Annotated in this window: 18 protein-coding genes; 6 read left to right on the top strand and 12 right to left on the bottom strand. The window is 64.4% G+C overall.

All coding sequences use genetic code 11. From position 1 onward, the window contains the following. Positions 1–433 precede the first annotated feature (433 nt). Both QCE73_RS12110 and QCE73_RS12115 read left to right on the top strand, forming a co-directional pair. Positions 434–847: a glyoxalase/bleomycin resistance/extradiol dioxygenase family protein gene (locus tag QCE73_RS12110; protein ID WP_035507663.1), complete on the top strand. Its 414-nt coding sequence runs from the start codon at positions 434–436 to the stop codon at positions 845–847. A gap of 61 nt (positions 848–908) precedes the next feature. After that, positions 909–1,646: a 16S rRNA (uracil(1498)-N(3))-methyltransferase gene (locus QCE73_RS12115; protein ID WP_309881382.1), complete on the top strand. Its 738-nt coding sequence runs from the start codon at positions 909–911 to the stop codon at positions 1,644–1,646. A 103-nt stretch (positions 1,647–1,749) separates the two neighbouring features. Here the strand turns inward: QCE73_RS12115 and QCE73_RS12120 are convergent, their stop codons facing one another. From QCE73_RS12120 to QCE73_RS12130, 3 genes are all read right to left on the bottom strand, one after another. Then, positions 1,750–2,313: a barstar family protein gene (locus QCE73_RS12120; protein ID WP_035507669.1), complete on the bottom strand. Its 564-nt coding sequence runs from the start codon at positions 2,311–2,313 to the stop codon at positions 1,750–1,752. 16 nt (positions 2,314–2,329) lie between these two features. Then, the gene (locus QCE73_RS12125; protein ID WP_309881994.1) at positions 2,330–2,812 is read right to left on the bottom strand and encodes a ribonuclease; all 483 of its coding nucleotides are present in this window, start codon (positions 2,810–2,812) and stop codon (positions 2,330–2,332) included. 421 nt (positions 2,813–3,233) lie between these two features. Next, positions 3,234–5,528 carry an NADP-dependent malic enzyme gene (locus QCE73_RS12130; RefSeq protein ID WP_035507673.1) on the bottom strand — a complete coding sequence of 765 codons (2,295 nt, stop codon included), beginning with the start codon at positions 5,526–5,528 and terminating at the stop codon, positions 3,234–3,236. Between the two features lie 254 nt (positions 5,529–5,782). On the opposite strand from QCE73_RS12130, the gene thiL reads away from it, so the two are divergent. From thiL to QCE73_RS12150, 4 genes are read left to right on the top strand one after another with little or no spacing between them, the layout of a single operon-like run. Beyond that, positions 5,783–6,790 carry a thiamine-phosphate kinase gene (thiL, locus tag QCE73_RS12135; protein WP_309881384.1) on the top strand — a complete coding sequence of 336 codons (1,008 nt, stop codon included), beginning with the start codon at positions 5,783–5,785 and terminating at the stop codon, positions 6,788–6,790. Continuing rightward, the gene (locus QCE73_RS12140; protein WP_309881385.1) at positions 6,780–7,325 is read left to right on the top strand and encodes a phosphatidylglycerophosphatase A; all 546 of its coding nucleotides are present in this window, start codon (positions 6,780–6,782) and stop codon (positions 7,323–7,325) included. Before thiL ends, QCE73_RS12140 begins: the two co-directional genes overlap by 11 nt. A gap of 26 nt (positions 7,326–7,351) precedes the next feature. Beyond that, on the top strand, positions 7,352–7,852 hold the full coding sequence (locus QCE73_RS12145; RefSeq protein ID WP_309881386.1) for a CinA family protein: 501 nt from the start codon (positions 7,352–7,354) through the stop codon (positions 7,850–7,852). A 16-nt stretch (positions 7,853–7,868) separates the two neighbouring features. Beyond that, positions 7,869–11,183 (top strand): DEAD/DEAH box helicase, encoded by a 3,315-nt coding sequence (locus QCE73_RS12150; RefSeq protein WP_309881387.1) that lies wholly within the window; start codon positions 7,869–7,871, stop codon positions 11,181–11,183. Between the two features lie 9 nt (positions 11,184–11,192). Here the strand turns inward: QCE73_RS12150 and pyrF are convergent, their stop codons facing one another. The 9 genes from pyrF to QCE73_RS12195 all read right to left on the bottom strand — a co-directional run bounded on the left by pyrF (position 11,193) and on the right by QCE73_RS12195 (position 20,848). After that, on the bottom strand, positions 11,193–12,005 hold the full coding sequence (gene pyrF / locus QCE73_RS12155; RefSeq protein ID WP_238288292.1) for an orotidine-5'-phosphate decarboxylase: 813 nt from the start codon (positions 12,003–12,005) through the stop codon (positions 11,193–11,195). Positions 12,006–12,071: 66 nt separating this feature from the next. Then, positions 12,072–13,172 carry an aldose 1-epimerase gene (locus QCE73_RS12160; RefSeq protein WP_035507689.1) on the bottom strand — a complete coding sequence of 367 codons (1,101 nt, stop codon included), beginning with the start codon at positions 13,170–13,172 and terminating at the stop codon, positions 12,072–12,074. 89 nt (positions 13,173–13,261) lie between these two features. Further along, positions 13,262–14,149, bottom strand: coding sequence for an SMP-30/gluconolactonase/LRE family protein (locus QCE73_RS12165; protein WP_309881389.1), 888 nt, complete (start codon positions 14,147–14,149; stop codon positions 13,262–13,264). Beyond that, on the bottom strand, positions 14,140–14,928 hold the full coding sequence (locus QCE73_RS12170) for an SDR family oxidoreductase (RefSeq protein WP_309881995.1): 789 nt from the start codon (positions 14,926–14,928) through the stop codon (positions 14,140–14,142). Before QCE73_RS12170 ends, QCE73_RS12165 begins: the two co-directional genes overlap by 10 nt. A gap of 720 nt (positions 14,929–15,648) precedes the next feature. Beyond that, positions 15,649–16,665, bottom strand: coding sequence for an L-arabinose ABC transporter permease AraH (gene araH / locus QCE73_RS12175; RefSeq protein ID WP_035507697.1), 1,017 nt, complete (start codon positions 16,663–16,665; stop codon positions 15,649–15,651). A gap of 18 nt (positions 16,666–16,683) precedes the next feature. Next, on the bottom strand, positions 16,684–18,198 hold the full coding sequence (gene araG, locus QCE73_RS12180; RefSeq protein ID WP_035507699.1) for an L-arabinose ABC transporter ATP-binding protein AraG: 1,515 nt from the start codon (positions 18,196–18,198) through the stop codon (positions 16,684–16,686). A 57-nt stretch (positions 18,199–18,255) separates the two neighbouring features. Then, a complete protein-coding gene (locus tag QCE73_RS12185; RefSeq protein WP_035507702.1) occupies positions 18,256–19,263 on the bottom strand; it encodes an arabinose ABC transporter substrate-binding protein in 1,008 nt (335 codons plus the stop codon). Positions 19,264–19,394: 131 nt separating this feature from the next. Next, on the bottom strand, positions 19,395–20,174 hold the full coding sequence (locus tag QCE73_RS12190) for an SDR family oxidoreductase (protein WP_309881393.1): 780 nt from the start codon (positions 20,172–20,174) through the stop codon (positions 19,395–19,397). Next, a complete protein-coding gene (locus QCE73_RS12195; RefSeq protein ID WP_309881395.1) occupies positions 20,171–20,848 on the bottom strand; it encodes a 2-dehydro-3-deoxy-6-phosphogalactonate aldolase in 678 nt (225 codons plus the stop codon). Before QCE73_RS12195 ends, QCE73_RS12190 begins: the two co-directional genes overlap by 4 nt. Positions 20,849–20,859: the final 11 nt, after the last annotated feature.

A 20,859-nucleotide genomic window follows, 5' to 3' on the forward strand; every position in this document is an offset into this window, starting at 1 on the left:
CGCGATGCTTCTCTGGCAGTACTTCTCACACGAGCCGGACCCGCAGGACACAACGTTTTCAGGACCGGAACGACGAGAAACGACGAGGATCGGGAGGCCGTCATTCTAACAGACCGGTCCGATTGACACGCGCCTGTAAGGCGCGAGTCCGGTGCGGCCGGGCGTCCCGGCGCGCTGGCATGTTCCGTGCAAAACACCGTCGGCGATTTGCGGGAACCGCTGCGCGTCGCGTGCGTCGCAAGCGAAACAACAGTGTCACGAGATCGTGACAACGCGTGACATTACACGGTAACGCGCGCCGCCAACGGACGTTCATCCGGCGAAATCCGTCCGGCGCGCCGACTTTTTGCAAGTTGCCTGCCGCTCCATTGTTCGTACGGCTTCATGGCAAAATGATTCCCCATGTGCAGCAAGGCTTCAAGGAGTGCTTTCGATGACCGACCCTCGCCCCGCCGACGTGCCCTGGCTGACTCCGTATCTCACCGTGCGCGACGCGCGCCTGAGCATCGCGTTCTACGAGAAGGCGCTCGGCTTCGCGGTGCGCGACAGCGTGAACGACGACGGTACTGTCATCCATGTCGAGATGACGTATCGCGGGCAGTTGATCGTGATGTTCGCGCCCGAAGGCGCATACGGTTCGCAGGCGCGCACGCCGAAGAGCGCAGGGCAGATGGCGCCGCAATCGTTCTATCTTTATGTCGATGACGTCGACGCCACTTTTCAGCAGGCGCTCGCCGTCGGCGCGAAGCCGCTCATCGAGCCGCAGGACCAGTTCTGGGGCGACCGCTTCGCGCAGTTCGAAGACCCGGACGGCTATCGCTGGGCGATCGCGCGGCATCTGCGCTGAAGCGCCGCCTCGCCGGCAGGCGTCCACTATCCGCGGACAGAACGTTCGCGATCGACCATTCATGCCACGTTTTCATGTCGACGGTCCGCTCTTCGTGGGCCAAACCCTCTCTCTTCCCGATGACGTCGTGCGTCACGTGCAGGTGCTGCGCCTGCAAACCGGCGATCCGGTCACGCTCTTCGACGGCCGCGGCGGTGAATATCGCGGCGAGCTGATCGATATCGCGAAGCGCGCCGCGACCGCGCGCATCGACGGACACAGCGATCGCGAAGCCGAGCCGCCCTATCGCCTGACGCTCGCGCAGGGCGTCGCAGGCGGCGACAAGATGGACTGGCTCATCGAGAAAGCGGTGGAACTGGGCGTGGCGGCCATCGCGCCGATCACGGCCGAACGCGGTGTCGTGCGACTTTCCGGCGAACGCGCGCTCAAGCGCCAGGCGCACTGGCAGGCGCTTACGCGCGCGGCATGCGAGCAGTGCGGACGCAATCGCGTGCCCGATGTCGCGCCGCCACGCGACCTCCACGCCTGGCTCGCCGATCTCCCCGCCGCCACCGATGGCGAACTACGCCTGCTGCTCTCGCCGCGCGCCGACGTGAGCTTCGCCTCGCTGCCGGCCGATGCGCCGCGCGGCCCGGTCACGTTGCTGATCGGACCGGAAGCGGGTTTCTCGCCCGGCGAGGAAAGCGCGATCATCGATGCGGGATTCTCCGCGCTCGGCCTCGGCCCGCGCGTGCTGCGCACGGAAACGGCGGGCATCGCGGTGCTCGCCGCGCTGGCCGCGCGTTGGGGCGGATGGTGATCCGCACGGCGCACACAAACGAAAACAGCCCGATGGACGCGCGTCGCCGCGTCCATCGGGCTGTTGCTTATTTCGACTGGCGCGTTCGTGCCCGCTGCGCCGATCAGACGAACGAATAGAACACGCGGAAAGCCACTTTCCTTTCGGCCCAGAATTCCGCCGCGTCGCGGAACACGTCGAGCAGGACTTCGCGGCCTTCCTTATCGAATTTCTGCGCGATAGGCAGTTGTTCGAGCACGATCACGAAACCCGGCTGCGAGCCCGCCTTGTGGACGAGATCGGTGAGCGAATCGTAGAGCGCGTCGTAGTTCTTGCCAAAGTGCTTCGGAAACAGAAACGACGTGGCGATGGTCTCCAGCACTTCCTGCTTGCTCTGAGCCTGCCCGAGATAAGCGTAGAGGAAATGCTGGCCGAGGCGGTTCGCCTCGTCCGCGAGATCCTGCACGCGGAACGCGCGAATCGACTGAACGATATTCGGCCGCACCGTCGCGAACATCGTTTCCGGATCCTCGTGCGGATGGGCCTCCTCCGGCCTTGTCTCGTCGTCGGGTCTGTTGTCGTGTTCTGTCATGCGTAGCCGCAGTACTCGCTGAAACAGGTTGCCATCGCCGGTGGCGAAAAGATCACTCGCGACGCTGTGGTCGTGCGCGTAGATGTTGTCGCTCATGCCGTAAATCCTGTAGTTAATCCGCAATCCGTTTGAAACTGGCGTAGTGGTCGTCTGTGTAGTAGCAGTCATCGACCTGCTTCTTCGGGCCGCCACACACGATCCGGCGCGCGCCGCGATCCCTCGCGCGAGGCGTGGGAACCGTGTATTCGTGGTAGTAGCCGCGTGGATGCCGCGGAAGCAAACGCTCGCGATTGAAGAACACGACGCCGTCCTTCTCGTAAGGGAATGGGCCACCCGTTTCGATCAGCCGCAAGGTCGCGACCGCCTGCCTCGGCAACTGCGCAATCTGGACGGTGGCCAGTCCGTCACGCTTGCGCTCGCCGGTCGCGTCCGGTTGCCGTACCTGCGCCTCCCGGACCGGCTCCGCTGGCGACACCGGCGCCGCACTCGTGGACGCAACCGGTTCCTGACCGCCGCTTCGAGGTTCATCCTTGCCGCACGCGCCCAATAGGACGCTCAGAGCGACGAAAAAGGAGAGTCCTCGCGCGCGTGTCACCAAACGGCTGCCCTCGCGTTGCACCAGAATCCGGCGACCATGAAAGATGTAAGGGTATCGCTAATGACAGGGCGAAGCAACGTTGGGCGGAAAATCGGAATTTTTTTCTCAGTTTGGCGGAAGCCTGCCATTTCCGGCCGACCTGCCGTTCGACAATTTAGCCCAAATCTGAGAGATTTTTATCTTGAACAGGATAATACTTTGCTCGTGGGATCTTGAAGCCTCTGGATGAGCCGCCTCACTCATCGCCAGCTTCACGGCATTGCGCTCCGCCGCCGATCCTGCGTTTCGCGGGTTAAAGCAGATGCCCCTCTGGCTTTTTCTCGGGCGTGCCGTGGACACACGGCACGCTTTTTTTTCGCCCGGACAAAAAAACGCGGCGGGCAAGCCCGCCGCGTTTCATCGCTTACCCAAGCCCCGATCAGCGCGCCGCCGACGCGTCCGCCACCAGCAACGCCGTCATATTGACGATCCGCCGCACGGTCGCCGACGACGTCAGCACGTGAACCGGCTTCGCTGCGCCGAGCAGGATCGGCCCGATCGCGATGCCGCTTCCCGCCGCCGTCTTCAGCAGGTTGTACGAGATGTTCGCCGCGTCGATGTTCGGCAGGATCAGCAGATTCGCGTCGCCTTCGAGCGTCGATTCCGGCAGCACTTCCTTACGCAGCCGCGCATCGAGCGCGACGTCGCCGTGCATCTCGCCGTCCACGTCGAGATCGGGCGCGCGCTCCTTCAGGATCGCGAGCACGTCGCGCATCTTCTGCGCGGTCGGCGCGTTGCTCGTGCCGAAGTTCGAATGCGACAACAGCGCGATCTTCGGCACGATGCCGAAGCGCTTCACTTCTTCGGCGGCAAGCATCGTGATTTCGGCAAGCTGCTCGGGCGTCGGATCGACGTTCACGTGCGTGTCGACCAGGAAAATCTGGCGGCCCGGCAACACCAGCGCGTTCATCGCCGCGTAGACCTTCGCGCCTTCCTTCTTGCCGATGACCTGATCGATGAAGTGCAGATGACGATGCGTCGTGCTCACCGTGCCGCAGATCATGCCGTCGGCTTCGCCCTTTTGCACCAGCATCGCGCCGATGAGCGTCGTGCGGCGGCGCATTTCGAGCTTCGCCATCTGCTGGCTGATGCCCTTTCGCGCCATCATCTTCGCGTACGACTGCCAGAAGTCGCGGTAACGCTCGTCGTGATCCGTATCGACGACCGAGAAATCGACGCCCGGCGCAAGACGCAGCCCGAACTTCTGGATGCGCTGCTCGATGACCGCCGGCCGGCCGATGAGAATCGGCTTGGCGATCTTTTCATCGACGGCGATCTGCACCGCGCGCAGCACGCGCTCTTCTTCGCCCTCCGCGAACACGATGCGCTTCTTCTCCGACTCCACGCTGCGCGCGAGCTGGAACACGGGCTTCATCGTCGTGCCGCTGTGATAGACGAACTGCTGCAGATGCTGCTCGTAGGCTTCCATGTCCTCGATGGGACGCGTCGCCACGCCGCAATCCATCGCGGCTTTCGCCACTGCCGGCGCGATCTTCACGATGAGACGCGGATCGAACGGCTTCGGAATCAGATATTCCGGACCGAACGACAAATCCTGAATGCCGTAAGCCGTCGCGACGATATCGCTCTGCTCCTGACGCGCGAGTTCCGCGATCGCGTTCACCGCCGCGATCTCCATTTCCTTCGTGATCACGGTCGCGCCGACATCGAGCGCGCCGCGGAAGATGAACGGGAAGCACAGAACGTTGTTGACCTGGTTCGGATAATCCGTGCGGCCGGTGGCCAGCACCGCGTCGGGGCGCACTTCGAGCGCGAGCTCCGGCAGGATTTCAGGCGTCGGATTCGCGAGCGCGAGAATCAGCGGCTTCGCGGCCATCTGCTTGACCATGTCCTGCTTGAGCACGCCGCCAGCCGAGAGGCCGAGGAACACGTCCGCGCCTTCCATCACTTCGGCGAGCGTGCGCGCGCTGGTTTCGCGGGCGAACAGTTCCTTGTCCGGATCCATCAGCTCGGCACGGCCCTTGTAGACCACGCCGGCGAGATCGGTCACGTAGATGTTCTCGCGCTTCATGCCGAGATCGACGAGCAAGTTCAGGCAGGCCAGCGCGGCCGCGCCCGCGCCCGAGGCGACGAGCTTCACTTCGCCGATGCTCTTGCCGACCACCTTCAGACCATTGGTGACCGCCGCCGCGACGACGATCGCGGTGCCGTGCTGGTCGTCGTGGAACACGGGAATCTTCATGCGCTTGCGGCATTCCCGCTCGACGATGAAGCAGTCCGGCGCCTTGATGTCTTCCAGATTGATGCCGCCGAAGGTCGGTTCGAGCGCGGCGATCACATCGACGAGCTTGTGCGGATCGCTTTCGTTCAGCTCGATATCGAACACGTCGATGCCCGCGAACTTCTTGAAGAGCACGGCTTTGCCTTCCATCACCGGCTTCGACGCGAGCGGCCCGATGTTGCCGAGACCCAGCACGGCCGTGCCATTGCTCACGACGCCCACGAGGTTGCTGCGCGCGGTGAACCGCGCGGCGTTCAGCGGATCTTCAACGATCGCTTCACACGCGAACGCGACGCCCGGCGAATAGGCCAGCGCGAGGTCGCGCTGGTTGATCATCTGCTTGGTGGGCGCGATCGCGATCTTTCCCGGGACCGGGAATTCGTGATAGTCGAGTGCAGCTTCGCGCAACTTGGTATTGGCGTCAGTCGTCATAAGGCGGGCTAGCAGTGCGGGATTTAGAATGGAAGTTCGAACGCATTGTAGCGCCAATCAGAGACGGTTTCGGACCGCGCTCCATGCATTTCGGCTACAAGTGCCATGACCGGAAACGGTCTGATCGCCTCGCGGGGCAAGGCTCGCGGCACATCGTTCGATTTTTTCGAGATGCGGGACGGAGGCTTTCGGGCTTTCCTGCACGTCCCGCGCTTTTCTCTTGCAGCGCACAAAAAACCTATTCATCGCCGACGATGCTCTCCGAGTTTTCACTGATCGACCGATTCTTCGCACGCCGCGCGACGGCGCCCTCGCCACGTCATGACGACGAGGCCGCGACGCCGCTCGGCATCGGCGACGACTGCGCGCTCATCGCGCCGCCCGCCGGGCATCAGCTCGCCATTTCGACGGACATGCTGGTCGAAGGCCGCCACTTCTTTGCCGATGTCGATCCCTACGCGCTCGGCCACAAGGCGCTCGCGGTGAATCTGTCGGACCTCGCCGCGATGGGCGCGAAGCCGCACGCGTTCACGCTCGCGCTCGCGTTGCCGCGCGCCGACGAAGCGTGGCTCGAAGCGTTCAGCAACGGCCTTTTCGCGCTCGCGGAGCGTCACGACTGCGCGCTCATCGGCGGCGATACGACGAGCGGTCCGCTCAACCTGTGCATCACCGTGTTCGGCGACGTGCCGCATGGCGCGGCATTGCGCCGCGATGCCGCGCGGCCCGGCGACGACATCTGGGTGTCGGGCGCATTGGGCGATGCGCGCGCGGGACTCGGCGCGATTCGCGGCGAATGGCGCGCGCCCGATGACGACGCCGCCGCGGACTGGAAGCACGCGCTGGAGCGGCCCGAGCCGCGCGTGGCGCTGGGCCTCGCGTTGCGCGGCGTGGCGCACGCGGCGCTCGATATCTCCGATGGCCTCGCCGGCGATCTCATGCACATCCTCAAGCGCTCGGGCGTTCGCGCCGTCGTCGATGCCGATGCCGTGCCGTGCTCGGACGCCGTGCGCGCGCTGCCCGACGCCGCGCGCCGCGCCTGCACGCTCGCGGGCGGCGACGACTACGAGCTCTGCTTCACCGCGCCCGCCGATGCGCGCGACACGCTCGCGAATATCGCGATGAGCGTCAAAGTGCCGCTGACCCGCATCGGTACAATCGAATCATCCGGTGCGCCGGGTATCGCCGGTATCGCCTGGCGCGATGCCTCGGGCGCCCCGCTCTCTCTGACGTTGCAAGGCTTCGATCATTTTCATGCAGACTGACCCGACACTCGCGGGCGAATCGAACGATTCGCGCAACCCGCCGCGCGCCGCGCCGCGCAAGGCGAGCGCGCGCTTCATGCTCACCCATCCGCTTCATATTCTTTCGCTCGGCTTCGGCAGCGGCCTGTCTCCCATCGCGCCCGGAACCGTCGGCACGCTGTTCGCGTGGGTGTCGTTCGTCGTGTTCAATCCGCATCTGACGGTCGCCGAGTGGGGTGCGCTGATCGTCGCCGGTTTCATCGCCGGATGCTGGTTCACCGGCTTCACCGCGAAGAAGATGGGGATCGCGGACCCGTCGCCGGTGGTGTGGGATGAGATCGTCGCGTTCTGGCTCGTGCTGCTGCTCGTCACGCCCGCGACCGTTACCGGTCAGCTCTGGGCGTTCATCGTGTTCCGTTTCTTCGACATGGTGAAGCCGCCGCCCATCCGCTATTTCGATCGCCATTTGAAAGGCGGTTTCGGCATCATGTTCGATGATCTCGTCGCGGCGTTCTTCACGCTGCTCGTGATCGCGCTCTGGCGCATGACCGCCTGATATTTCAATTCTTCGAGAACACCACGATGCCAACCGACACCGTCGTCCACCAACTTGCGATTCGCGTCGGCAACAAGCTGCGCGACGAGAGGCTGATGCTCGCCACCGCCGAGTCGTGCACGGGCGGCATGGTCGCGACCGCCATCACCGATATTTCCGGCAGCAGCGCGTGGTTCGAGCGCGGCTTCGTCACCTACTCGAATCTCGCGAAGATCGAGATGATCGGCGTGCCCGCCGCGTTGATCGAGCAGCACGGCGCGGTCAGCGAGCCCGTCGCGAAAGCGATGGCCGAAGGCGCGCTGCGCAACAGCCGCGCGCAGGTGTCGGTCGCGATCACCGGCGTCGCGGGTCCGGCGGGAGGAAGCGATGCGAAGCCGGTGGGCACGGTGTCGTTCGCGTGGAGCAACCGGCTGGATACCGGCGTCGAAACGCAACTGTTCAAGGGCGATCGCGAGCAGGTGCGCGCGCAGGCGGCGGCGCATGCGCTGCGCAAGCTGCTGGAGTTTCTGGATCGGAACGAACGGTGAAACGCAGCGACATCGCATGACAAGATCAAACAGCGAGATGGCCGATCCGGCCACATACACCAGAGATCAGGTGGCGCGCTGGATGGGCCCCAAGACCATCGGCAAGGCGCTCGGCTATGTCCGCGATGTCGGCGATATCGTCTTGATGGGGAATGTCCTGCAAGCGGAAGTCCAGGGGACCCAAGCGGAGCCGTACCAGGTAGAAATCGAATTGAGGAAGAGCCGGCCGTACGGCTACTGCTCCTGCCCGGTCGGATACGAGTGCAAGCATATCGCGGCGACGTTGCTCGCCTGGCTGGAGCGAAAGGAAGCCGCTGAGCGAAGCGGCTTGAGCCCGGGCGTCGAGCGGTGGCTGTCGGGCGTTCGCGCCAAGGTCGAGGCGACGCGGCTGGCGCAGGCGAAAGCGGCGCGGCCCGCAACCGGCGCGGTGTATCAGATTGTCTACGCGCTCCTGCCGTCCCTGCGCGGCAGCTTCGGTTTCGAACTGGTGACGCTCAAGGCGCGGCTCAACGTCAATGGTGAGATTCGCGCGACGGAAAGCTGGTACCCGAACTATGCCGCCTGGAAAAGTCCGCCGAAATTCGTGAACGCGGAAGACGAAGCGATCATTCGCGCGCTCAGAACCGAGCGCGGCTTTTCGAGCAACTGCTACGAACTACTCGGGAAGCGCGGCGCGGTGGCCTGGCAGATGATGCTCGCGACGGGCCGTCTCTACTTCGAGTCGAACGCGAATGCCCTGCAGTTGAAACAGCCCTTGCGCGAAGGCGCGCGCCGTCGCGGGACCGTCGAATGGATTCCGCGCCACGACGACATGATTTTCGCGTCGCTCGAAACCGAGCCGGAAGGCGGCATCGTGCTGCCGACCGAACCGCCGTGGTATTTCGACGGCATCGCGAAGGAAAGCGGACTCGTCGAAACGCAGATTCCCGACGAACTGCTCGCCGACTATCGGGCGATGCCGATGCTCACGCTCGAGGAAGCGGCTATTGTGCGCGCGACGCTCGCCGAATTCGCGCCCGAGCTGCCCGCGCCGCCCGGCGACGGCGACACGGGAACCCGCATGATCGACGTCGCGCCGGTGCCCGTGCTCACGCTCGACACGCTTCTGCTCGACGCGCCTCGCAGGCTGAATACGCCGCCGGCGGAACTCGACATCGCCCGACTGGGTTTCGACTACGACGGCATCACGCTTTCGGCGCAAAGTTCCGAGACGATCCTGCGGCTGCCGGACGGCCAGCGCGTTCACGTCGCGCGCCGGGACGATTTCGAGAGCGCGTGCTGGACTCGTCTAGCCAAGGCCGGGCTGAAGTTCATTGGTGGCGTGCAAGACCTTCACGACGATTCGCCCGACGCCGGCGGCTTCATCATGCCCGGGCGCGACGCATGGCCCGCGTTCATCGCCGAACAGTTGCCTGCAATGCGCGAGGCGGGCTGGCGCGTCGTCATCGTGCCGAATTCGCGTTTCGATGTCGTGGAAATCGACGAAATCGAGGCGGCCGCGCGCGCCGCGGAGAACGGCTGGTTCGATCTCGAACTGGGCATCATGGTCGAGGCGGAACGCGTGCGGCTCGAACCGCTCCTCGCGGAACTCTTCGCCCGCGACCGCCGCTGGCTCGGCGGCGCCATCGACAAGATCGACGACGCGCATGCCGTCGAATTCCGCACGCACGCGGGCAGGCGCTTCAGCGTGCGCGCCGCGAGAATCAAGCCGCTCGTGCGCGCACTGATCGATCTGTTCGACCGCGCCGACTTCAACGCGGAGACGCCGTTGCGGCTTTCGGCGCTCGAAGCCGGCCGTCTCACCGAAGCCGATGAAAAGCTGCGCTGGCAATTCGACGGCGACGCATCGATGGTCGGACTCGTGCAACGGCTGCGCAAAGCCTCGGGCCCGCGCCGGATCGATGTGCCGAGCGGCCTGAAGGCGACGCTGCGCGATTATCAGCGCGAGGGCGTCGACTGGATGCAGTTCCTGCGCGAGCACGAACTCGCCGGCGTGCTCGCCGACGACATGGGCCTCGGCAAGACGGTGCAGACGCTCGCGCATATCCTCGTCGAAAAGGAAGCCGGCCGGCTTACGCGGCCGGCGCTGATCGTCGTTCCGACCACGCTCGTCAACAACTGGCAGGAAGAAGCGCGGCGTTTCGCGCCCGGACTCAAGGTGCTCGATCTGCATGGGCCGCAGCGGCACGACCGTTTCGCGGGCATCGCGGAGCACGATCTCATCGTCACGACGTATCCGCTCGTGTGGCGCGATCACGAGGCGCTGAACGCGCACGACTATCACCTGTTGATACTCGACGAAGCGCAGTACGTGAAGAACGCTTCGAGCAAGGCGGCGGGCGTGATCCGCACGCTGCGCGCGCGACATCGCCTGTGTCTTACAGGCACGCCGCTCGAAAACCATCTGGGCGAGCTCTGGTCGCAATTCGATTTTCTGCTGCCCGGTTTTCTCGGCACGCAAAAGGACTTCGCGGCCCGCTGGCGCAAACCGATCGAAAAGCAAAACGACCCGACGCGCCGCGACCTGCTCGCTCGTCGAATTCGCCCCTTCGTGCTTCGTCGCCGCAAGGACGATGTCGCCACCGAACTGCCGCTCAAGACCACGATCGTGCGCAGCGTCGAACTGGAGGGCGCGCAGCGCGATCTCTACGAGACCGTGCGCGCGGCGATGCAGAAGAAAGTGCAAGACGCCATCGAGAAGCAGGGTTTCGCGCGCAGCCATATCCTGATGCTCGACGCGCTCCTGAAGCTGCGGCAAGTGTGCTGCGATCCGTCGCTCGTCAAGCTGCCGGGCGCGAAGAAGACGCAGGAATCGGCCAAGCTCGCGCTTTTGCTCGATATGCTGCCGAATCTCATCGAGGAAGGCCGGCGCGTGCTCGTGTTCTCGCAATTCACGGGCATGCTCGCGATCATCGCCACGGCGCTCGATGAAGCCGGGCTCACGTACGTCACGCTGACCGGCGAGACCGCAGATCGCAAGACGCCCGTGCAGCGCTTTCAGGCGGGCGAGGCGCCGATTTTCCTGATCAGCCTGAAGGCAGGCGGCGTCGGACTGAACCTGACCGCCGCCGATACCGTGATCCACTACGATCCGTGGTGGAATCCCGCCGCCGAGAATCAGGCGACGGATCGCGCGCATCGCATCGGGCAGGACAAGCCGGTGTTCGTGTACAAGCTCGTCGCGACCGGCAGCATCGAAGAAAAGATACTGTCGATGCAGGAGCGCAAGGCAGCGCTCGCGGCGGGCATCCTGTCCGAGGACGCGCGCGCCGTGGAGAAGTTTTCCGCCGAGGACCTCGACGCGCTGCTCGCGCCGATTCCCGATGCCTGAACCGCGCGCTCAGCGGTAGGCGTTGATCGTGTCGCGTGTCTTCTTCGCCGCTTCGGCCGCGGCTTGTGCGTAGTCGTCGCCCTTGCCTGCGTAGATGATCGCGCGCGACGAGTTGATCAGCATGCCCGCGCCGCTCGCGGTGCGGCCCGCGCGCACGGTCGCTTCGACATCGCCGCCTTGCGCGCCGATGCCCGGAATCAGCAAGGGCATATCGCCGACGATCCCGCGCACCGTTTCGATTTCCTTCGGAAACGTCGCGCCGACGACCAGCCCGAGCTGGCCGCTCGCGTTCCACTTTTCCGCCGCGAGCGTCGCGACGACCTGATACAGCGGCTTGCCATCGGTGGTGAGGAATTGAAGATCCGAGCCGCCCGGATTCGACGTGCGGCACAGCACGATCACGCCGCGGCCTTCATGCGCGAGATACGGCTCGATCGAATCGAAGCCCATGTACGGATTGACCGTCACGGCATCCGCCTGATAGCGCTCGAACGCTTCCTTCGCGTACTGCTCGGCCGTGCTGCCGATATCGCCGCGCTTCGCGTCCAGAATCACCGGAATGCCGGCGTGTTTCTCGTGGATATGCGCGATCAGCGCTTCGAGCTGATCTTCCGCGCGATGCGCCGCGAAGTACGCGATCTGCGGTTTGAACGACGATGCATACGGCGCGGTCGCATCGACGATGGTCTTGCAGAACTCGAAGATCGCATCGGCGCGTCCGTTCAGGGCGCCGGGAAATTTGGCGGGTTCCGGGTCGAGGCCGACGCAAAGAAGCGATTGCGTCCGCGACCACGCGGCGTTGAGGGTCTGGATGAAGGACATGGCGGGATTTCGTTGAACGTCGATGCCACGCATTTTAACGTGCGCGGCATCGCTTCCCTTTCGCGATCAGCGCGCAGCGTCCCGCGCCCGCGCCTTCGCTCCGGCTCGCGTGCGCGGCCTCGAGCGCCGCGCCGCGTCCCCGGTGCGCTCGACGGTGAACCGAAACTCGCGCGACAGCCGCTCGCCCGGTTCGAGCACGGTCATCCCGTGCGCTTCGCCGCCGCCGGGCAGATTCACCGCATTGATCGGATGATCGACCGGCTCGAAGCAGAAAAAGCTTTCGCCGGGCGGCGCGTAGAGCACGTAGTAATCGGTGTCCGCGGCGATCGTGAGCGACAGGCGGCGCTTCGGCCACAGCACGCTCGTGCGGCCGCTCCAGCCGGTGAACGCGTTGTTGACCATCTCCGACGGCATCGGATACGCGACGCCGAATTGCCATGCGGGCGGCGCGGGCACGTGCCGCACAGGCAGCCAGTCGTCGCCGCAGAGCCACACGCCGCCCGCCGCCGCGGACAACTCCGTGTCCGCCTCGCGCATCAGGAACGGATGCAGCCCGAGGCCGAACGGCAGCGCTTCGTCGCCGGTATTCTGCACATCGAGCGTCACGGCGAGCGTGGCTTCGTCGAGCGCGTAGGTCTGCGAGGCGCGAAAGGCATACGGCTTGCCGTCGCTGCGATCGAGCGTGAGACGCACGCGTGCGGACGTTTCCTCCGCGACTTCCCACGCGCCGAGCCAGCCATCGCCATGTAGCGGCAGCGGTTCGCCGGCGCGGTTGCACGGCACGTCGATCGAGCGTCCTGAAAACTGAAAGTGCCCGTTGCCGATACGGTTCGAGTACGGCAGAAGCGGATAGCACGCGAGCTGATTCGGGTCCGTGTCCGGACCGGGATCGACGCACGGCCGGAAGATCGGCACCAGCGTGCCCTGGTGGCGCCAGTCGAAACGCGTGATCCCGCCGCCGAGCGACGGCGCGAGTTCGAGCCGCAGATGCGCGTTGGCGAGCGTGATGCAGCCATCGACATCGCGGCCGCCCATTGCGACCATCGCGGTGCCGGGGCCGGGGCGGATCGGTGGTTCGGTTGCGGCGGCGAGCCTCGAACGCCGGGCGTTCGCCTGCTTGGACGTCGATGCAGGATTCGGTCTTTGCTCTGTGCGCGCAACAGCCATGACTCGTGCTCCATCGAGAGGCGAAGAACCCGGCGTCGCCGGGGTGTGCCGGGCGGCGCGTCGGTCGCGCGCCGCCTCGCTATTTTCCGTTACGCCTTGCCTGCGAATACCGCTTCGGCGATGCCGCGCGCGCCGGGTGTCGCGACGAACACGCCGCCTGCGTGCGCATCGCTTTTCAGCGCGTCATCGGCGAGTCCGATGCGCGCGCTCGTGATAAACAGCGTGCCGAAGTCCGCGCCGCCGAACGCGGCGCAACTCGGCTGTGCGGTCGGCACGTCGATGCGCGCGGTCTCGCGACCGTCGGGTCCATAGCGCACGACGCGCGCGCCGCCCCACTGCGCGTTCCACAGGCCGCCATCGGCATCGACGATCGAGCCGTCGGGCACGCCAGTGGCATCCGTCAACTCGACGAACACGCGATCGTTGGCGAACGTCGGATAGTCGCAGACGCGAATCTGGCGCGTCGGCGAATCGCAGTAGTACATCGTCGCGCCGTCGGGCGAAAAGCCGATGCTGTTCGAAATCGCGCAATTGCCGAGCGGCAGGCGCTCCAGCGACAGATCCCGGTTCAGCCGATAAAACCCGCCGACTGCCTGCGCATCCTCGATATCGTGCTTCGTGCCGAACACGAAGCGCCCTTCGCGGTCGCAGCGGCCATCGTTGAGACGCGTGGGCAGATCGGCTTCGACTTCCATGATGGTGTCGATGTTACCCGTTGCGATCTCGTAGAACGCGAGCCGCGACGCGAGACCGAGCAGCAGAAAACGCGCATCGGCGCAGGGCGTGAAGCAGCCGAGCCGCTCGGGCATCGCGAACGATTCGCTCGCGCCGTCGCGCGGATCGTAGCGCCACAGCTTCTCGCCTTCGATATCGGTCCACCAGAAGCGGCCGCTCGCGGCGCACCATGTCGCGCCTTCGCCGAGCGAGCATTGACTGTCGATCAGAAGCTGCGCGCGAGTCGAGTTCATCAGGCCCATCCTCCATCGACGACGATGTCTTGCGCCGTCATCATGCTGCTGTCGTCCGAAGCGAGGAAGAGCGCAGCGCGCGCTAGATGCACGGGCAGCAGTTCCCCGCCGATGCACTGGCCCTGCTTGATCGCTTCCTTGCCGGCGTCGTCGAGCCACAGCCGTTTTTGCTTTTCGGTCATCACCCAGCCCGGTACGAGCGTATTCACGCGGATGCCGAACTTGCCGAGATCGCGCGCGAGGCCGCGCGTCATGCCCTGCACCGCCGATTTCGACGTCGTGTAGACGGGAAAGTTACCTTGCTTGAGCATCCAGCTTATCGAGCCCAGATTGATGATGGAGCCGCCGCCCAGGCGCTTCATGTCTTCGATCACGGCCTGAGCCGCGAAGAACTGATGGCGGATGTTGACCGCGATGGCTGCATCGTACGACTCGGGGGTGACGTCCTCGATCGCGTGGCGCTTGTCGTTGGCGGCGTTGTTGACCAGCACGCCGATTGGGCCGAATGCTGCGCGGACGTCGGCGATGCCCTTTCTCAATGCGTCGATGTCGGTGAGGTCGACGCGCAGGAACATCGGGCGTGTCTGGTTTGCTGTCAGGGCTGCGCCGAGACGGTCGGCAAGCGCTTCGCCCGCGTCAGTTTCGATGTCGAAGAAGGCGACTTTCGCGCCCTGATCGAAGAAATGCTCGACGAAGGCCTCGCCGATGCCGGTTGCGCCGCCCGTTATCAGGACTGTTTTGCCTTCCAGGCTTGGGTATCTTGCTAGTGATTTGTTGATGGTGGGCATGGGGTTGTCTCTTTTGCTTGCGCTTTTGGTGGTGGAATCCTGCGTTCGTGTCGGTTTATTAGGTCTGCCCCTCCCCGGGGCGGGGGTCACTTTCTTTGCTGCTGCAAAGAAAGTAACCAAAGAAAGCAGCTCGTCTAAGCCCGCGGTCACACGCACGTTGGCCATGCTTGCCAGCCGTCGATGGCAATCGCCTAAGTGTCGCCCTCGTAGGACTAACTGGGCTTGGCTCGCGCACGGTCCGTCGCCTCGTGCCGCTCCACTGACTGGTTCAGCACCAAATAGCTCCAGCCCGCTTCGCGGCCGACCGGTCAATCGGGTCTGCGTGCGCTTCTACGCTTCCACGCTTCTTTACTCACACCGCCATCTCAACGCACTGCATATGTCTTCCGTCGGTTTCCCTTGCAGACCCAGCGGCAGCGCGTAGCGCTGTGCCGAAGCTCTTTCGTGCTGAACCAGCACGTCAAAACAGTTGGAGCGGCAGACCGTGCGCGATCCAAGCCCGGTAAGTCCTTCGAGGGCGACACTTAGGCGAGTGCCACCGGGGGCTGGCAAGCGTGGCCAAACTGCGTGTGACTGCGGGCGGTGAGAAGCTGCTTTCTTTGGTTACTTTCTTTGCAGCAGCAAAGAAAGTGACCCCCGCCCCGGGGAGGGGCAGTGCTAATAGACCACCACGAAAGCAGGCTTCCACGAAACCCTAATCACACCAAAACCAAAAAACCTTCAATCCCTCGACCCACGATTCTTCAACTGATCGAGCAACACGGCAGCAAGCAAGATCGCCCCCCGCACGAGGTACTGATAGAACGCATCGATATTCAGAAGATTCATAACGTTCTCGACCGTGCCCATAATCAGCACCCCGATCACGACGCCAGAAATCGTCGCCCGCCCGCCGAGCAGCGAAACGCCCCCCAGCACACAAGCCGAAATCACGTTCAGCTCAAAACCTTGAGCGGCATTCGGCTGCCCCGAAGTGATCCGCGAAGCGAGAATGACACCCGCCAGCGCCGTCACCGCGCCCTGAATCAAAAAGATCCAAACCCGCGTGCGCTCGACATTGATACCCGCGAGCCGCGACGCCTCAGGATTCCCGCCGATCGCCAATGTATTACGTCCATACACCGTCTGGTTGAGCAATACGCCAAACACGATGAAGCACGCAAGCGTGACCCAGATAGGCAGGGAAATCCCGACCATCGACAAACTGCCGAGCGCGATGAACGTATCCGACGACACACCGACCGCCTGCCCATGCGACACGATGAACCCGAGCCCGCGCACGATCTCCATCGTCGCCAGCGTCGTGATCAGCGCGTTGATGCGCAGATAGGCGATCACCGCGCCATTCACGAAGCCGATCACCGCGCCCGCCGCCACCGCCGCGACGATCGCGATCGCCGTGTTGTCGGTCGCGTTGAGCACCATCGCGCAGAGCACGCCGGCGAACGCGATCGTCGAACCGACCGACAAGTCGAAGTCGCGCGACGCAAGACAGAACATCATCGTGCACGCGACCATGCCGATCTGCGAGATCGACAACGCGAGACCCAGCATGTTCTCGATCGAGAAGAAGTGATCGACGGTCAGCGACATCGTCAGGAACATGACGACGAAAATCACGATCAGGCTGTACTCCGTGATCTGCTGCCACCACTTCTGCTTGTCGTTCTTTTGCGGGATCAGCGCGTTCGCGACGGTCTCGGTCGCCTGTCCCACGATGTTTTCTCTTACTTCCATGATTCGCTCCTCTTGTCCTTACGCCGCTTCGGCGACGCTATCGCTTTGCGGCAGCGCGAGACTCAGCACCGCCTGTTCGCTCGCCTTGTCACGCGGCAACTCACCCGCTATCCGCCCCTGCCGCATCACGACGATCCGGTCGGACACGCCGAGCACTTCCGGCAACTCCGACGAAATCATCACGATCGCGCAGCCGCGCTCGGCGAGCTGATAGATCACGTTATAGATTTCATGTTTCGCACCGACGTCGATGCCGCGCGTCGGTTCGTCGAGAATCACGACCTTCAGATCCGGCTCCGCGAGCCAGCGCGAAAGAATCGCCTTCTGCTGATTGCCGCCCGACAAGAAACGGATGCGCTGCTTGCGGCTCGGCGTCTTGATCTTCAGAAGCTGAATGAAGCGCTCGGCCGTCTGCGCCTCCTTCTTGCCATCGAGAAACAGCCCGCCACGCAGATAGTGACGGCGGCACGAGATGTTGATGTTCTCCGCGACCGTCGCCATCGCGACAATGCCTTCTTCCTTGCGATCCTCCGGACACAGCACGATGCCGTGGCGGATCGCTTCGCCGGTGCTGCGAACCTTGATCGGCTGACCGTCGAGCGTGATCGTGCCGTCCTTCTTCTTGTCCGCGCCGTAGACGAGATGCATCAGTTCGCTGCGGCCCGCGCCGACCAGACCGAAGAAACCGACGATCTCGCCGCGCTTCACCTCGAAGCTCGCGGGCGCACTCAATGCGTCACCCAGCACGTTCTTCACCGAAAAACGCACCTCGCCCAGCGGCCGCGCGCGATAGTCGTAGATGTCGCTGATTTCGCGGCCGACCATTTCCTGCACAAGCGTCTCGCGCGGCACGTCCGCGAGCGCCAGATGCGATGCGATCTTGCGGCCGTCGCGGAAAATCGTGCACGCATCGCACAACTCGTAAATCTCGTCCATGCGATGCGAGATGTAGATCAAGGCGCGGTTGTCCGCCTTGAGATCGCGCACGAGCTTGAACAGCACTTCCGTCTCGCGATGCGACAGCGAACTCGTCGGCTCGTCCAGCGCGATCACACGCGCGTTGCGCAGCAGCGCCTTGCAGATTTCGACCATCTGCCGCTGCGCGATCGAGAGCTTGCGCAGCTTCGCGTTCGGATCGAGATCGACGCCCATCGCCGTGAGCCGCTCGCGCACGTGCGCTTTCGCCGCGCGCTTGTCGACCCAGCCGAGACGGTTCGGCAGCGCGCCGAGCAAGAGATTCTCGGACACCGTCAGGTCCGGCACGTACTGCAACTCCTGGTGAATCACCGCGATGCCCGACGCGATCGAAGCCGCCGCGCTCGCGAAATGTACTTCGTTATCGTCGATGAGCACGCGCCCCGAATCGGGCTGGTACTCGCCACCGAGAATCTTGAGCAAGGTCGATTTACCCGCGCCGTTCTCGCCCATCAAGCCGTGAACTTCGCCGGCATTGACGTCGAACGACACGCCGTCGAGCGCGCGCACGCCTGGAAACACCTTGCCGATACTGTCAAAACGCAACGTCGCTGACACATCGCCTCCTGGTTTCGCGCGGGCCGCATCGTCGAGACGCGGCCCGCCATTACAGTTTTAGTTCGACGCCAGGCCCATTTGCTGACGGACCGACGCCACGTTCTCACGCGTCGCCAGCATGCCGGTCGTGAGCGTGAGCGGCGGCGGCGCCTTGCCGTCCTTGATCCACGCGTACATCAGCTCGGACGTCTCTTCGCCGTGACGCTTCGGGCTGATGATGACGGTGCCGTAGAAGCCCGTCGGATTCGGCTTCTTGAACTCGTTCAACGCCGAATCCGATCCGCCGATGCCGATGCCTATCATGTTGTCCGCCTTGAAGCCGCGCCCTTCCGCCGCGCGCACGGCGCCGAGCACGCCCTCGTCGTTGAGCGCGTAAGCAACCCAGTGCTTGTACTGCGGGTTCTTCGTGAGCGCGATGTTCGCGGCGTTGAACGCGTTCTCGGTGTCGGTCTTCGCTTGCGGCGCGGCGACGATGTTCGCCTTCGGGAAGCCCGCGGCGACGAGCGCATCGGTCGCGCCGCTCGTGCGGTCATGCGCGGTCGGCAACTGCTCGTAGGTCACGTCGATCGCGCCGACATCCTTCATGTCCCAGCCGCGCTTCTTGATTTCGGCGGCGATGCCGTCGCCGACCTGCTTGCCGATGTTGTAGGCCGAAATGCCCATATGCGGCACGGCTTCGATCGGCTTGCCCGAACCGTCGACGAGGCGGTCATCGACCGTCATCATCTTGAGCTTGTCGGCCTTCGCCTTCGCGACGATGCCCGGCCCGAGCTTCACATCCGGCGTGCAGATGATGAAGCCCTGCGCCTTTTGCGCGGCGAGGTTGTCGATCGCGCTCATCACCTTTTCACCCGACGGCGCGCCGATCTTCACGAGCGTGAAGCCCTTCTCTTTCGCGGCCATTTCGGCGAATTTCCATTCGTCCTGGAACCACGGTTCTTCCGGCTGCTTCACGAGGAAGCCGATCTTGACGTCGTCGGCGGCCTGCGCGACAGGCGCCGCGATCATGGACGCGCTCGTTGCCGTTGCAGCGGCGATCAGCGTGAGGAACAGTCTGCGTTTCATTTTTTGTCTCCCGACTTCTTCCGATGTCGAACAATGCCCGCGCACGGGCGCTAACGAAGGTGTGTGGCCGCGTTTTTTTCTGTCGTGATGTCGCACCGCGGCCAGTGCGTCATTCTTGGGTGGTTCGTTGTTCAGTCGTGGTACAGCGCGGAACGCCCGCCATCCAGGGTGATGCAGCTCGCGTTGATGAACGGCGCCTCGTCCGATGCGAGGAACACTGCCGTCATCGCGACTTCGTGCGGCTGGCCGATGCGCTTCATCGGCTGCAAATCGAGCGTCGCCTGGCGCGCGGCCTTCGGATCGGCTTGTGAATTCCACCAATCCAGCGTCAATTGCGTTTCGATGTAACCCGGCGCGATCGCATTCACGCGCACGTTGTTCGGCGCGTATTCGATGCCGAGCGCGCGCGTCAGTCCGATCACGCCGTGCTTCGCCACCGGATACGGAAAGCAGCCGGGAATGATCTTGAAAGCGTGCGTCGACGCGATATTCACGATGCTGCCGCGCTCACGCGCGATCATGCCCGGCAGTACCGCGCGGCAGCCGTTCCACACGCCGTCGAGATCGACGGCGAAACAGCGGCGCCAGTCGTCGTCGGTCATCGTGAGCGGATCGCAGAACACGTTGATGCCGGCGTTGTTCACGAGCACGTCGAGCGGCCCCAGCGAAGCTTCGATATGCCCGACCGCTTCTTTCACCTGCGCGCTTTGCGTCACGTCGGTCTGCACCGCGATCACGCGCGCGCCGCTCACTTCCGATGAAATACGCTCGGCCGTCGCGCGAGCCGTATCGATATCGAGTTCCGCCAGCGCCACCGACGCGCCCTCGCGGGCAAACGCCAGCGCGATCGCCGCGCCGATGCCGCGTCCCGCGCCTGTGACCATCGTCACTTTGCCGGCGAGCCGGTTCATTTGATTTCGCCTCGCGCTTTCGCGAGTCCGTCGATGAACGCCTTCGCGTGCGACGCGGTCACCTCCGCGCTCTGGCCCGGCTTGTACAGCGCGGAGCCGAGGCCGAAGCCGTTCGCGCCCGCGCTCAGAAACGAGCCCATGTTGTCCGGAGCAATGCCGCCGACCGGCACGAGCGGCACGTCCTGCGCGATCACCGCGCGCCATGCCTTCGTCACGGTCGGGCCGAGTTGCTCGGCGGGGAACATCTTCAGCACGTCCGCGCCGTTCTTCAGCGCGAGAAACGCCTCGTTCGGCGTCGCGACGCCCGGCGCGCACGCGAGACCTTGCGCCTTCGCGGCGCGCACGACATCGGCGTCGCTGTGTGGCATCACGATGAGTTCGCCGCCGGCGGCTTTCACGCTGTCGACGTAACTCGGATGCAGCACGGTTCCCGCACCGACGATCGCATCGGCGGGCAGCGCCTGACGGATCGCCGCGATGCTGTCGAACGGCTGCGGCGAGTTGAGCGGCACTTCGACGATGCGAAAGCCCGCTTCATACAGCGCGCGGCCCTGATCGGCGGCGTCGGCCGGCGTCACGCCGCGCAGAATCGCGATCAGCGGGCACGCGGCGAACGCCTTCGCGAGACCGCCGTGCATGCCGTACGGCGCGGGCAAGTTGATGGGAGGCTGCATTGTGTTGGCTC

This window comes from Caballeronia sp. LZ029 (assembly GCF_031451275.1).
Taxonomy (GTDB): Bacteria; Pseudomonadota; Gammaproteobacteria; order Burkholderiales; family Burkholderiaceae; genus Caballeronia; species Caballeronia jiangsuensis.

Coding starts and splice junctions, on each gene's coding strand:
- QCE73_RS12115 (WP_309881382.1), top strand. CDS start 909: ATGCCACGTTTTCATGTCGACGGTCCGCTCTTCGTGGGCCAAACCCTC.
- QCE73_RS12150 (WP_309881387.1), top strand. CDS start 7,869: ATGACAAGATCAAACAGCGAGATGGCCGATCCGGCCACATACACCAGA.
- QCE73_RS12140 (WP_309881385.1), top strand. CDS start 6,780: ATGCAGACTGACCCGACACTCGCGGGCGAATCGAACGATTCGCGCAAC.
- QCE73_RS12130 (WP_035507673.1), bottom strand. CDS start 5,528: ATGACGACTGACGCCAATACCAAGTTGCGCGAAGCTGCACTCGACTAT.
- QCE73_RS12145 (WP_309881386.1), top strand. CDS start 7,352: ATGCCAACCGACACCGTCGTCCACCAACTTGCGATTCGCGTCGGCAAC.
- pyrF (WP_238288292.1), bottom strand. CDS start 12,005: ATGTCCTTCATCCAGACCCTCAACGCCGCGTGGTCGCGGACGCAATCG.
- QCE73_RS12160 (WP_035507689.1), bottom strand. CDS start 13,172: ATGGCTGTTGCGCGCACAGAGCAAAGACCGAATCCTGCATCGACGTCC.
- QCE73_RS12190 (WP_309881393.1), bottom strand. CDS start 20,174: ATGAACCGGCTCGCCGGCAAAGTGACGATGGTCACAGGCGCGGGACGC.
- QCE73_RS12110 (WP_035507663.1), top strand. CDS start 434: ATGACCGACCCTCGCCCCGCCGACGTGCCCTGGCTGACTCCGTATCTC.
- QCE73_RS12185 (WP_035507702.1), bottom strand. CDS start 19,263: ATGAAACGCAGACTGTTCCTCACGCTGATCGCCGCTGCAACGGCAACG.
- QCE73_RS12170 (WP_309881995.1), bottom strand. CDS start 14,928: ATGCCCACCATCAACAAATCACTAGCAAGATACCCAAGCCTGGAAGGC.
- araH (WP_035507697.1), bottom strand. CDS start 16,665: ATGGAAGTAAGAGAAAACATCGTGGGACAGGCGACCGAGACCGTCGCG.
- QCE73_RS12165 (WP_309881389.1), bottom strand. CDS start 14,149: ATGGGCCTGATGAACTCGACTCGCGCGCAGCTTCTGATCGACAGTCAA.
- QCE73_RS12195 (WP_309881395.1), bottom strand. CDS start 20,848: ATGCAGCCTCCCATCAACTTGCCCGCGCCGTACGGCATGCACGGCGGT.
- thiL (WP_309881384.1), top strand. CDS start 5,783: ATGCTCTCCGAGTTTTCACTGATCGACCGATTCTTCGCACGCCGCGCG.
- QCE73_RS12120 (WP_035507669.1), bottom strand. CDS start 2,313: ATGAGCGACAACATCTACGCGCACGACCACAGCGTCGCGAGTGATCTT.